General features: G+C 41.7%; 14 protein-coding genes and 1 pseudogene. 5 read left to right on the forward strand and 10 right to left on the reverse strand.

Annotation, left to right across the window (positions count from 1 at the left end; genetic code table 11):
- Positions 1-55: 55 nt before the first annotated feature.
- Complete coding sequence (locus tag ACM0OX_RS12195) at positions 56-1648, reverse strand: photosystem II high light acclimation radical SAM protein (RefSeq protein WP_414515095.1); 1593 nt, start codon at positions 1646-1648, stop codon at positions 56-58.
- A 589-nt stretch (positions 1649-2237) separates the two neighbouring features.
- Here ACM0OX_RS12195 and ACM0OX_RS12200 point away from each other — a divergent pair.
- The 3 genes from ACM0OX_RS12200 (at position 2238) to ACM0OX_RS12210 (ending at position 3923) form a co-directional block, all read left to right on the forward strand.
- The gene (locus tag ACM0OX_RS12200; protein WP_414515097.1) at positions 2238-2633 is read left to right on the forward strand and encodes a DUF1830 domain-containing protein; all 396 of its coding nucleotides are present in this window, start codon (positions 2238-2240) and stop codon (positions 2631-2633) included.
- 130 nt (positions 2634-2763) lie between these two features.
- Positions 2764-3225: a DUF4079 domain-containing protein gene (locus tag ACM0OX_RS12205; protein WP_414515099.1), complete on the forward strand. Its 462-nt coding sequence runs from the start codon at positions 2764-2766 to the stop codon at positions 3223-3225.
- Positions 3226-3356: 131 nt separating this feature from the next.
- Positions 3357-3923, forward strand: coding sequence for a hypothetical protein (locus tag ACM0OX_RS12210; protein WP_414515101.1), 567 nt, complete (start codon positions 3357-3359; stop codon positions 3921-3923).
- Positions 3924-3977: 54 nt separating this feature from the next.
- Here ACM0OX_RS12210 and ACM0OX_RS12215 read toward each other — a convergent pair.
- Positions 3978-4022 (reverse strand): annotated as a pseudogene (locus ACM0OX_RS12215) (hypothetical protein); the annotation flags it as partial.
- Here ACM0OX_RS12215 and ACM0OX_RS12220 point away from each other — a divergent pair.
- Complete coding sequence (locus ACM0OX_RS12220) at positions 4005-4724, forward strand: ATP-binding cassette domain-containing protein (protein WP_414515115.1); 720 nt, start codon at positions 4005-4007, stop codon at positions 4722-4724. The pseudogene ACM0OX_RS12215 and the gene ACM0OX_RS12220 sit on opposite strands and share 18 nt — an antisense overlap.
- A gap of 68 nt (positions 4725-4792) precedes the next feature.
- Here the strand turns inward: ACM0OX_RS12220 and ACM0OX_RS12225 are convergent, their stop codons facing one another.
- Entirely contained in the window at positions 4793-5566 is a 774-nt protein-coding gene (locus tag ACM0OX_RS12225; RefSeq protein ID WP_094349507.1) for a response regulator transcription factor, read from the reverse strand.
- A gap of 590 nt (positions 5567-6156) precedes the next feature.
- Here ACM0OX_RS12225 and ACM0OX_RS12230 point away from each other — a divergent pair.
- Positions 6157-6405: a DUF6761 family protein gene (locus ACM0OX_RS12230; RefSeq protein WP_194042008.1), complete on the forward strand. Its 249-nt coding sequence runs from the start codon at positions 6157-6159 to the stop codon at positions 6403-6405.
- A 590-nt stretch (positions 6406-6995) separates the two neighbouring features.
- Here the strand turns inward: ACM0OX_RS12230 and grxD are convergent.
- The 7 genes from grxD to ACM0OX_RS12265 all read right to left on the reverse strand — a co-directional run bounded on the left by grxD (position 6996) and on the right by ACM0OX_RS12265 (position 11955).
- The gene (grxD, locus tag ACM0OX_RS12235) at positions 6996-7319 is read right to left on the reverse strand and encodes a Grx4 family monothiol glutaredoxin (protein WP_094349509.1); all 324 of its coding nucleotides are present in this window, start codon (positions 7317-7319) and stop codon (positions 6996-6998) included.
- Positions 7320-7406: 87 nt separating this feature from the next.
- A complete protein-coding gene (locus ACM0OX_RS12240; protein WP_094349510.1) occupies positions 7407-7664 on the reverse strand; it encodes a BolA family protein in 258 nt (85 codons plus the stop codon).
- Between the two features lie 227 nt (positions 7665-7891).
- Positions 7892-8500, reverse strand: a complete 609-nt coding sequence (locus ACM0OX_RS12245) for a hypothetical protein (RefSeq protein WP_094349511.1) — start codon at positions 8498-8500, stop codon at positions 7892-7894.
- Positions 8501-9443: 943 nt separating this feature from the next.
- On the reverse strand, positions 9444-10199 hold the full coding sequence (locus tag ACM0OX_RS12250; RefSeq protein WP_414515105.1) for a lysophospholipid acyltransferase family protein: 756 nt from the start codon (positions 10197-10199) through the stop codon (positions 9444-9446).
- Positions 10200-10312: 113 nt separating this feature from the next.
- On the reverse strand, positions 10313-10798 hold the full coding sequence (tadA, locus tag ACM0OX_RS12255) for a tRNA adenosine(34) deaminase TadA (protein WP_094349513.1): 486 nt from the start codon (positions 10796-10798) through the stop codon (positions 10313-10315).
- 222 nt (positions 10799-11020) lie between these two features.
- On the reverse strand, positions 11021-11335 hold the full coding sequence (gene grxC, locus ACM0OX_RS12260) for a glutaredoxin 3 (protein WP_414515106.1): 315 nt from the start codon (positions 11333-11335) through the stop codon (positions 11021-11023).
- A 47-nt stretch (positions 11336-11382) separates the two neighbouring features.
- Positions 11383-11955 (reverse strand): DUF981 family protein, encoded by a 573-nt coding sequence (locus tag ACM0OX_RS12265; RefSeq protein WP_414515108.1) that lies wholly within the window; start codon positions 11953-11955, stop codon positions 11383-11385.
- Positions 11956-12172: the final 217 nt, after the last annotated feature.

Here is a 12172-nt window from a genome sequence, read left to right on the forward strand (position 1 = left end):
AGGAAGATAGAGGGAGAAATTCAGAATTCTGAATTTCTTCACATTTTAGTGTTTTCTAGGATACACCTGCTAACTGTTTTTCTTTCGTCTCTAATGGTGCTGTCAGCGCTGCTTCTAAGTCAGCACAACCCAGTTTTTCTTCTAAGATTTTCATGACTTCGCGCCCGAAGTCGTTGGGGTTTTGTTGCCAAGCTTGCAAGCAGACTTCGCCGAAGAAGGAACCAAGGGGTTCGGGATTCCAGAGAAGTTTTTTGGCTGTCCACGGCATCAAGCTCATTGGATCGTATCCTGGTTTGAGGATGCCTTCTTTGAAAGCGTATTCTTCTAAATGGGTATGGGGTTGTAGTCCAATAAAGAAGATAGCAGGTTCGACTTTATCAGCACCAAAAATCCGTTCTAGTTCGCGGTGGTAAGCGATGGTTTGGCGGATGGTTTCGGGACGTTCGTCAATCACGTTAAAGGAGTAGTTGACGGAAACTAAGTCGTTGAAACCAGCAGCTTTTAAGTCACGGCAGTTTTGCAAGACGGTTCGCAAGTTATAACCCATCCGCATTTTTCGCACAAGTTCTTGAGAACCGCTGGTAATGCCGATTTCAAAGTAGTTCATCCCGGTTTTCGCCATCAACTCACACAATTCGGGTGTCAAATTGTCGGCTCTGATGTATGCTGCCCAGTGGATATCTGTCATACCAGAATCGACGATTTTTTGCAATAGTTCTACAGCATCGGCGATAAATTTTTTCGCGGGGATGAATTGGGCATCGGTAAACCAGAAGTTGCGAATGCCGCGATCGTATAATTGGCGCATCTCAGCAACTACTTCATCTGCTGGGTTGATGCGTACTTGTTTGCCTTCGACGACGGTGTAGACGCAATAACAACAGTTGTGAGGACAACCACGTTTAGTTTGTACACCTATATAAAAGTCTTGCTCTTGCAGGTAATAATTAAATTCCGGCCAGATGCTTTCGATATAGTCGTAATTACAAGCTGTTTTTTCTATTGGGGTGGGTTGTTCGTGAATTAGCCGTTGACGTGGTTGAGTTTCTCCGGCAACGTAACAGCGTTCATCTCGAAAATCTTTGCCACTTAAAAGTTTTTCCAGCAGGGTTTCGCCTTCACCCACAGAAATAATTGTCCCTTGGGGTAAGCTTTTACCTAATTGCTCGTAAAATACACTGACTGCACCACCACCGACAACTACACGAGCATCAGAATTATATTTTTGGGCACGTTTCAAGCCGCGTTTGATTAAGCTCTGGTTTTGCCACAGTTCTACATAGTAAGCGATGAAGATTCGCAAACCGCCCAATCCGCCGCGTAGTTTCAATAGAGGGTTCTTGGCGTAGTAAAATTCAAAAGCGTTTTGCAGCGGGTTGCCACCACGTCCACCAACTGGGGCATAAATTTGAATATCCCGCCAAGAAAATACTAGTAGTGTCGGTTTAAATTCATCGATACAGCGATCCAGCGCGGAACTGTAATCTAAAGGTGGCACTGTTCCCAAATCAAAGATGCGCTGTTCAATATTAGGAAACTGCTTGTGGACATGATCGCTCAGGTAGACAACCCCAATAGGAAAGATGGGGTTACAAGGAAGGCGAACGTAAAGAATTCGATTTTCCATCATCTGTGTTTTAACTTCCATCTTGCCAATCTGTGGAGAAAGCGAGAGAAACATCCAGTCTTAAAGTGTGTACTTGTTTTATTTGGTTTTATTTATCACAATCGTGCTTGACATTTCAGCCGATTATTGGTATTCGCGAAGCTGCCGTTAGCAACTGCGGAAAACGTTAAAATTTCTATGCATAAAACATACATAGAATGTATAGAGAGCTTTATGAAGACATTTTTTCATATAGCTTTACCATAACATCGAGTTTATTCATTAAGCGATGATCCCAGCCGATTAATCCTGGGATAAATGAAGCAGCAAAACTCACTTCCTCGCTATGCTAAAAGTAAGGGGATCGTTGTTATGTCAATTCCCTAACAATCTGCTTTAAGAGAATTGAAGCTTTTATACCAGCAAAAAATATCAAAAACTTTTATTCATAGTGTATAATTCCGAAAAAGATGTGAATAATTACAAAATTTTCATAACTGAAAATATATCTTTAGACAGAAATAATCTACAAAGACTCAGTTGGTATTCGCAGTTACAACAACTGGGGATCAGTGAGTGCTAGGCTTGGCTAGTGTAATGTAAAATTGTGGCGTAAAGCTCCTCAGCAGTTATGGCTCAAATATTAGATCCTCTACCACCTGAGCAATCAGGAAAAATTCTCTGCTGCTACATTAATGCCACGAGCAAAATACAGGTAGCTCGCATCTCCAATATTCCCAACTGGTATTTTGAAAGGGTTGTTTTCCCTGGACAACGTTTAGTTTTTGAAGCTCCGCGAAAAGGTCAAGTGGAGATTCATACAGGGATGATGGCTAGTGCAATTTTATCCGATAAGATTCCGTGCGATCGCCTGATGCTCGAAGAACCCAGTACTAATGAGTTTGATGCAGACTCATCAGATGAAAAAGACCCTTTTAATACCAAACTAATGGTGCAGCAAATTAATACAAAAATCGGAGATACTACAAAACCCTTGCAAATTCTTGGTTTAGCATCGGTTGATTAAAAAAACAATTTTATCTAAATTTAAGGGTTGCTAATTCAGCAGCCCTTTTTGTTTATTATTTATTGGGCATGGGGCATTGGTTATTCTCCTTGTCTCCCTTGTCGCCCTCATCTCATTTACAATCATTCTTATGAATCTGCCTTCATTTCTTTGGTTGTGGAAAATAGCCGCCTGGTCAATGGGGTTGTCCCTGCTGGCATATCTAATGTTAGCAATCACCGGCGTCTGGATGTTTAGGGCGAGAACTTCGCAACAATTTCCTTTTATTACGCCATTTATGGGCGGTAATAAAGGGGTGCGATCGCTCCACTATACAATGGGTATCAGCATGGTAAGTTTAGTCTTATTACTGCTAGCGATCGGTATTGTTGGCACTTTCGGGCACTTTGGTTCTTTAGGTCACTCGTCACACCTAATCGCTGGATTGATAGTGGTAGCGCTAGTTTTACTATCTGCTTTTAGTGCCACCCAAATTAGTATCAGACGACCTTGGGCTAGACCCTTACACATCGGCGTAAATATTATTCTGTTTGTCGGATTTGCCTGGGTATCCCTTACTGGTTGGATTGTAGTACAAAAGTATTTACCCTAAAGAATTCGTAATTACAAATTACGAATTACGAATTACGAATTACGAATTATTAAAGTGGCATATCTTATTTCCAACACTCCAGCTAAGACATAGACCTACCCTACAATGAAGAAAAGCATTGTAATTGAGCCGTGACAGCAAACTCAGCCAATATCTCAACTTCTATTTTTCGTCTGTCTCCTTTGATTCGGATAACGTTGCTGAGTCTATACATAGCACTCACAGTCCCATTACCCTTTTTATCGCAGGTAACAGCTGCACCCGTACCTCCAGAATTATTGTGGATGGGGATTGGCATCGGTTTTATTGCCTTGTACGCTGTATTGACAGAACAAGTAATAGTAGATGACGAGGGAATTCAGGTTACTTACCCCGCCTGGGTGCCGAGCTTTTTTCGTAAAGGCTGGTCTTTACCTTGGTCACAAGTCAAAGAGTTAAAACCCCGCACCACTGGTCAAGGAGGGCTAGTTTATTACTTCCTCAGCCAGGATGGGAAAGCTTATTTACTACCGATGCGTGTAGCTGGATTTGCCCGTTTGGTGCAAATTGTCCAAGCAAACACGAGCATTGACACCACAGATGTTCGCCCTCTAGCACAGCCCTGGATGTACCTGATTTTACTAGTATTCACTCTGCTGCTACTATTAGTCGATGGCTGGGCGATCGCTACAGCCTTAACTAGTACACAATTAACTTAGGTTATTTCTCTGCAATCCTCAGTCCCGTTGAATACAGCAAAAGCCATACTCAGGCTAGAGCAAGTTAATCTGTTTACGAAGCTGAAAACCCAACTTCCCGGCAATCAGCAGGGATACCCCATATTGCAGGATATTTCCTTAGAGGTATTCCAGAGCGATCGCATTGCCATTGTAGGGCCAGTAGGCGCTGGTAAAACTTCGTTATTACGCCTCATCAACCGCCTAATTGAACCCACCAATGGTAAACTCTATCTAGAAAATCAAGAATATCGCCAAATTCCCGTCATCCAGCTACGGCACATGCTTGTACTTGTATTGCAAGAATCAAAGCTGTTAGGGATGACAGTTGGGCAATCCTTGGCTTATCCTTTAGTTTTGCGTGGTTTACCCAAACAGACAATTCAAGAACGAGTCAATCATTGGATAGACCAACTGCACATTCCCAATGAATGGTTAGAGCGAACAGAGGTGCAACTTTCTACAGGACAACGACAACTAGTAGCGATCGCTCGTGCCTTAGTCATCCAGCCTAAAATATTATTATTAGATGAGCCAACCTCTGCCCTCGATCCTGGTACGGCTTCTCATCTAATGCAAGTCTTAACCCAGTTGAGTCCAACTCATCAAACCACGATTCTGATGGTAAATCACCAACTGGAACTAGCCCAGATGTTTTGCACTCGGTTATTACACCTACAACAAGGTCATTTATTCGCAAATCAAACAGCCTCAGAGATAGATTGGATTGAATTACGAAAAAGCCTGATTCAAGCAGCAAATCAAGACGATTTTGGATTTTAAATTTTGGATGAGATAGGAATCAGGAATCGTTTTCTTACTCCCCCTCACCCCAATGCCCAATGCCCCATTCACACTTGACTACTAGTAAGTGTTGAACGTTGATTATTAAATCTCTCTCTAGCTAACTTTGTTGTTTGTGACTGTGAAATATTCGTATTCAAAATTTCCATGTTAAAACGGTATCCAACATTGCGGATAGTTTGAATCAAATTGGGTTGCCGGGGATCGAGTTCAACCTTTTTCCGCAGCGATAAAACGTGAGTATCAATGGTACGAGGGTTATCGATAGCGTCAGGCCAAGCACGACGCAGCAATTCCGATCTACTTAGAGGTACTCCTCCAGCTTGTGCTAAAACGTACAGCAAGCTGAATTCCTGGGGCGTTAAGTCAATGAATTCCCCTTGGAAGCGGACACGACGCTGAACTAAATCGATTTGCAAAGTGCCATAATCCAAATAAGCTGGTGCAGTAGGTGTACGCTTCCGACGAATCAGTGCCTCTACGCGTGCCAAAAACTCTTGCATCCCAAAAGGTTTGCTCAAGTAATCATCTGCACCTGCTTTTAAACCTGCGACTATATCAGCTTCACTATTACGGGCAGATAGCATTAAGATTAGAGGCTGCTGCTGACGATGCAACCAACGACAAAACTCAATGCCATCACCATCAGGCAGGTCTGCATCTAAAACTACCAGTGTTGGTTGATGGCTTAAAAATACTTCCCTGGCTTGATAAATACTGGCAGCTTGATGCACGCGGTATTCCAGTTGTTGCAAGTGCCAACCCAACAACGACCTCAAATGGGGATTCCCCTCAATGATTTCTATACAAACCGAACCCACGGTGGCAAGACCCCTTAGCGTCGATGACTTTCAAAGTAACAAGCCCATCTCTAAGGTTTTGTAGCCTTTGTTACTTCAACTGCGATTAACTTTACATTTCCTAATAAAATAAGTGGTAATATCTTTAATTTATGCCTTGCCAATAGGCAATTAGAAATATTATTAAATTTTTATTAAATTTATCGAAAGTGTTGTTAGACTTATAAAAAGTTCTTTTAACTTAACATTCTGCTTTGAAATGGGCGTAATGTCGCAAATATCTATAACCCAACCAGCTAACAACAACAACAGCTTTTCAACCTGATTAAACCTGATGGCAAAAGTGGATTTTTTCGCAAAAATTTAGTACTCTCATCCAGGAATATAACATCAATACAATTGGGCTGTGATTGTGAAAATCAATAAAATAACTTAGCAGCTAATTAGAATCGATGTTTTCTGGAATAAGATTAAAGTAGCTTGTAGCTGCTATGAGGGTAATACCCAAAGTAGATGTGTTGACTTTGAGTTTATGCCAAAGTGAAATTACACTTCACTTTTTAGCGTGAATCATTTACAATTCTCATTCCAAAGAGATTAATACAGCAGTTATGCTCCAAGACACACAAACCATCCGCTATTACCAAAGACTCACCGATGCCTTCATCGAGCTATGGAATCGCGGTTATCGCACGGATGATATGCGGATGTATTTGGATGGATATCTAGCCGCACTGCGACACAGCAATGTCATTGAACCTTATCTGATTCATCGCCTAGAAGAGGAAGCCAGCCGCTTCTTGTACGATGGCTCAAACTTTGCAGTGCCGCAACCACAGCCACAGCCCGATTACTACTAATTACCATTTACCTGGTCATTGCTAGTAACCGTTAATTACCGCAGATAATTATAGCATATTATCTGTATTGGTCAACGGGTTGTTGTGGTGTTAAATTTTGGAGATATTGTATTGATTAAACGCATCCCCTCAGTCCTATATTGGTTTTGCCAATTAGACTGAGGGGATTGTTGTCTAGCAATGAAATCAAGCCCAATATATAGCTGTTTTCTTTTGCATAAGTAAAAAGCCACGGGTTATGAGGCAGTGTTTTGACTACGCTCAACAACCATTATGTGAAGAGTCAGCTTGTTACACTAAAAGTCTTACCCTGCCTCGTTCCCAGGTTGTGCCTGGGAAGGCGATCGAGTAGGATCTGCCTACTTGTTTGACAGGAGGCTCCGCCTAGGCAGAGCCTTGTAACGAGAGGTAATTTACAGTTGGTTGTCTTTGTGAATGCGTAAGTTTTATTTTTGTCACAAACCGATCAAAAAAACCTTGAAAGGGGAGAGCAATAGTATCTCTCCTTTCAAGGATATTAAAAACGGCACATTACCTTGATTGCGAAGCGAAAATTTAGCAACATACCCTTTATTTTGGGTAAAGAGAGCTTAAGAAGCTAATGCGACTTCTACCTTTTCCTGCAATTCACCTTTTTGGTACAGTTCAATCAAAATATCAGAACCGCCAAGGAATTCCCCATTGATATACACTTGGGGAATTGTGGGCCAGCTAGAGTATTCTTTAATACCTTGACGGATTTCAGGATCTGATAGAACGTCAACCGTCTCAAAGGGAACTCCCAAGGTATTGAGAATCTGCACAACGTTATTGGAGAAACCACATTGGGGCATTAACTTGTTTCCCTTCATGAAAACTAAAATCTTGTTTTCTTGTAGCAAGCTATCAATTTTGTCTTTGAGTTCTGGTGTCATGGTATTTATGTTTCCTATGTTGGATTCAACAGTGAGGAGTGAGAAGTGAGGAGTCAAAATTCATAACTCCTAACTTCTGACTCTTATTTACGAAGCTGCTGTTGCTTGCCAAGCTTCGGGAGTGTATGTTTTCACCGCCAAGGCATGAATCGCTTCAGTTGACATAGCTTGACCCAACGCACCATAAACTAACTGGTGCTGTTGCACTAGTCCTTTACCTGCAAAGTGCGATGAAACTACTGTCACCTGATAGTGGTCGCCGCCACCAGTCAAGTCTTGTACCTGAACCTGTGCGTCTGGCAGTCCCGCCTTGATCATTTCCTCAACCTGTTGCGGACTAATCATCGCAATTCCTGAAAAAACTTACTTTTCTATTATTAACAGATATAGAGCAAATGCCTGTGCCAACTTCAGGCTTTGGCAAGGCTGTAGATACACGCGCTTCTGAGGTGTATTTATTGAAAACGCTCAGGTTTTGGTTACGGTAGATAGCTCTATCCTAGCACTGGGGCGTTCCCAAGCGACTGGTTATGGAAATGTGGGTACGGAAAAACAGGCAACAAAAATTTAATTTATTTTTTTGGGGATGAAGAGGATGAATTACCACCTTCTCTGGGATAAGGAGAATCAACAAAACCCAACTCAAACAACTGTTTATAGGCTTTCTTGCCTAAATCTCGTGTCGGGTTTTGACTCTTAATTATTTGAACTAACAACGGTACAGCTAATTCTGGCTGATTTTGTGCCCGATGTACCAATGCTAGCTGAAAGGTGGCTTCATCTCGCTTTTGGGCTGTTAATAGAGCTTTTTGACGCTGAGAATCAGAAACTCTGTTGTCAATTCCCGAAAAGCTAGAATTTAACTCTTGATAAAAATTAGATAGCTGATTATAAACTTGACGTGCTTCTTGCAGTTTCTTGGCAGCTAAGGTGTAGTTTTGAGCAGAAACGGCTTGTTCTGCATCTTTTACTAAGCGATCGCCACCTGCAATGCTCAAAAGGCTGTTACTTTCGGTTATGGGGCGGAGGTTATTAGGATCGTTGGGGTCAATGGGTTGTGGTTGGCTGGTAGTGCCTGGTGACTGTGATACCTGAGCATTCACAGGTGATAGCAGGCTGAGGACTGCTATAACTGATAAAACAGTACGGTGCATCAAGGTAACAGCGACAGCAGTGTTCATGGGATCAATTAGTGCGACAACTATATAAAAGAGTTATGGAAACTTCGGGTATCTTAACTCTGTTTTGGTCTTGGACAAAGCAAAGTTACATCCTAAGTATCTCTGATTTAGACTAAAAATCAGTTTAATAGAGTTCCCACTACCCTTGTATCCCAGCTAACTTATATCACTGCGATCGGCGATACATAAGCTGGAGTGCGTCACTATGTGTCTGAGTACCTACTTTTCTCCTCAATAATTATCTCTGATTAACTGGGATATTTGGCAGGAGAATTTTTCCAAAGCACTGCTTAAAGTATTTGCGTAGGGAAGCGCGCACTTCGGCTCCCTTCCCTACGGCAGGGCTGATTCATTCCATTTCAAACAGGATTTGTCAAGATGGTTAGCGAGAAAATTGTAAGTAAGCGTGACGAAGAGATGAACATTTAAGCACTGAAATATCAGTAAAATAGTTGGTTTCATCGGCACGCTGGTAACAAAATAACTAATTTTTAATCGCTAGAACCCTTGATTTTTAAAGCTCTTTCGGGAATGAAACAGCCCTGCTTCCCTACGGGACGCTACGCGAACGACTACGCTCAGGGCAAGCCGCTCAGTGACCACCGTAGGCATGGCACAAAACTAGTTCAGAATAGCGATGTCTTCAGTCGGCACTTCCCAACTTTTATTTAACTGTCTGACCAAATAGTGAAAATATTTATCATCAAGTAATTCAGTAGTTTGCAGGCAATGAATTAGCTGTTGGCTCAAAAAATGCCAATTTGGCTGAATATATCATCAATAGAGGGTAATCTATATATGTATACATCCTCAAAGTTTGCAAAATACTACTAATCTTTTGTGACTTACTCAGGATGAATATAGCAGTTAGCAATTAGTGTCAAATATTGAATTTTGCAGTTTCTGAATTATGCACGGTCAATGATTATGAGGTTTGACTGTATCAAGAATTAGTAATTTCTGCAAATGCGTGATTAGTAACTTTTGTTTCTTGATGGCTTAATTGTTGTAGTGCCTTTGCTAAATCAGTTGTGATGCTTTTTGCATCTTGTTTTATACAGCCATTCATGTAATCCGCGACTTTTATTGGGGAGCCAATGTCAATACTTACATCTGTACCCCAATTGGGATAAGGTTGGCTGTAGTTAATGCCTATGGGTACAATTTTCACTCCCAACCCGGAATTACTAGATTCAGCACTCAAAGCAAGACGAGCAATTCCTGGCTTCAACTGGTGAACTTGGCCATCACGAAAAATGTTACCTTCTGGAAAGATTACCAGAGTTTTTTGCTGCTGAAGTAGCTCTACTCCATGTCGTAGCGTGCGGATTGATGGATGCTTAGAATTTACAGGAAATCCCCCTAAACGTCGAACAAACCAGCCTTGCAAACCTTGGCATTCGTCAATAGTGACCATAAATCGCAAGTCTTGCTTTCTCAGACAAGCGGTAGCGTAGGGTACAAGCAAGGCATCCCAACGCGCCCGATGTGTAGGCGCAAGGATCACAGGCCCAGTTGTGGGGATATTTTTTTGTCCGGTTATTCTAATTTGTCCAAAGAATAATGGTAATAGGCAATGACGCCCTAATAAATATGCCAGGGGACTTAACCAAGGCGAAACCCTTGAGGTAGTGCTATCTACCTGAGGATTTACTGGGGTTTGCTGGCAGGTATCGGATGAAGAGTAAAATTCCATCATGACGGATGCAGCTGATTGACGGGTAAAAATTTAACGAAAGGCGTGATTAGTTACACCGTAGATTCTCTTGTGTGACTTGTGTCGTAGTAGATGGACAGTTTTACCTCTGTCCGTTAGTTTACCTTACGCCGCCTAGTAGCAAACCAAGTCTGTAATTGCTGACGACAAGCTGACTCTAGAATGCCTCCGATTACTTGGAGACGGTGATTAGAAGCAGCACTATCGGGGATGTTAATAACTGTACGAATTGCGCCAGTTTTTGTATCGTCTACTCCATATACCAGTAGTCCTAGTCGTGATTGGACGATCGCACCTGCACACATCGGGCAAGGTTCGAGAGTGACATAAAGGGTACATTCATTAAGATGCCAATTTTGTAAAGTTGTTGCGGCTGTCTTGATAGCGAGAATTTCCGCATGAGCGGTAGGGTCTTTGTCGCGCTCTTTTCTGTTTTCTCCTTGTGCTAGCAATTTGCCTGTTGAATCAATGATAACAGCACCTACAGGGATTTCACCTGCTTCACCTGCTGTTTTTGCTAATTCTAGGGCATAACTCATCCATTGTTGATGTATAAGATATTCCGTATACTTAGTTAACATATTTTTATCAATTCGATATTCCTTGCCCCAAAGGTGGGTAAACTTGTGCTACAGTTTTCTGGCACTTTGTCAAGCTAGTAATGAAAAGTTTTTAGTAAGGATTTTAGTACTCAGAAAATAAGGACTAAAGTCCTTACTACAAACTTGCTTACTGAGCAATTTAAAATCCAAAATTGCCCAACATAACATCACCAAAGAAAGTGTTGGGGGCTAATTTGATTTTTAAATAGCGGCTTGGGCTAAAAGGGGATCGAGTTGACTTTGTGTGTCTAGCTGATATAGGTCATCGCAGCCGCCAATGTGCTGGTTATTAATAAAAATTTGTGGTACGGTACGGCGACCGTTGGCGCGTTCTGCCATTTTCGCTCTGGCTACTTCGTCGCCGTCGATTTTGTATTCAGTAAAATTTACACCTTTCCACCACAGCAGTATTTTGGCACGAATGCAGTAAGGACAAGTTTGCCAGGTGTAAAGTTCGACGTTGGCTTTGACTAGCTCTGGATGGCGATTTAAGAAGGGATTAAGAAAGTCCAGCATGTTTTTTTAAGCAAGGTTTTAACTATGTCTCTAGCCTAGAACATTGCTTACCGCATCGGTGCTGGAACCCACTTTTGGAAACTCTCTAAATGATTCCAGTAAGCCAAATATCCAGTCAATGCCCAAATTAGAGCGGCTACTATCAGCACTGCTACGCCAATTAGCCGCCAAGTTCGGTTGGTTTTCCAATAGAGAGTTGGTGCTGCAAAAATACCACCTAATCCAGTTAAAATAAAGCCGATTCCCGATAAAAGCGGTTGCTTTGTCAAATTTAAGTTGATGATACGGATACCGACTACGATCGCAACTGCACCAGCAAAGAAGCCGTAAATTGCTATTGTCAATAAATCCCAATTTTGGGCCAGGGCGATCGCAGCTGCAATAAACAAGATTCCAAATAAGATACTTGTTTCACCAAAGGCAATGTTAAAGCTACCCATTACTGGCCAGGTAAAGCTCATGTGTAAACCAGTTGTGAGTGCGATCGCACCCGTAATTCCAAATCCTGGAATCCACGGTCTTTGATTAGAACTATCTATACCACGATACACATAGTCAGCGAGTAGAAATAACCCAGCGACCATGTTGATTAACATGAGGGTGATGTAGTCGATAAACACAATTTACCTCTGAATTTGACAAGTTATTTACTCTACGCCTCGTTCTTTAGTTTTTGGTGAATCTACCAACTTTTTTCTTTATTATTTTATACCTAAAGATAGATACTGAAGAAAAGCAATATTCTAGATATACACTGCTACACATTTGTGCCAGTTTTTAACTTATAGCGATTATCAGTCTTCTGAAGTACAGTAGCAGCAGTGAGTAAACCAACCC

The organism is Nostoc sp. PCC 9305 (assembly GCF_963920915.1).
GTDB lineage: Bacteria > Cyanobacteriota > Cyanobacteriia > Cyanobacteriales > Nostocaceae > Nostoc.

Coding starts and splice junctions, on each gene's coding strand:
- grxD (WP_094349509.1), bottom strand. CDS start 7,319: ATGACACCAGAACTCAAAGACAAAATTGATAGCTTGCTACAAGAAAAC.
- grxC (WP_414515106.1), bottom strand. CDS start 11,335: ATGCTGGACTTTCTTAATCCCTTCTTAAATCGCCATCCAGAGCTAGTC.
- ACM0OX_RS12240 (WP_094349510.1), bottom strand. CDS start 7,664: ATGATTAGTCCGCAACAGGTTGAGGAAATGATCAAGGCGGGACTGCCA.
- ACM0OX_RS12195 (WP_414515095.1), bottom strand. CDS start 1,648: ATGGAAGTTAAAACACAGATGATGGAAAATCGAATTCTTTACGTTCGC.
- tadA (WP_094349513.1), bottom strand. CDS start 10,798: ATGTTAACTAAGTATACGGAATATCTTATACATCAACAATGGATGAGT.
- ACM0OX_RS12200 (WP_414515097.1), top strand. CDS start 2,238: ATGGCTCAAATATTAGATCCTCTACCACCTGAGCAATCAGGAAAAATT.
- ACM0OX_RS12245 (WP_094349511.1), bottom strand. CDS start 8,500: ATGAACACTGCTGTCGCTGTTACCTTGATGCACCGTACTGTTTTATCA.
- ACM0OX_RS12230 (WP_194042008.1), top strand. CDS start 6,157: ATGCTCCAAGACACACAAACCATCCGCTATTACCAAAGACTCACCGAT.
- ACM0OX_RS12205 (WP_414515099.1), top strand. CDS start 2,764: ATGAATCTGCCTTCATTTCTTTGGTTGTGGAAAATAGCCGCCTGGTCA.
- ACM0OX_RS12250 (WP_414515105.1), bottom strand. CDS start 10,199: ATGATGGAATTTTACTCTTCATCCGATACCTGCCAGCAAACCCCAGTA.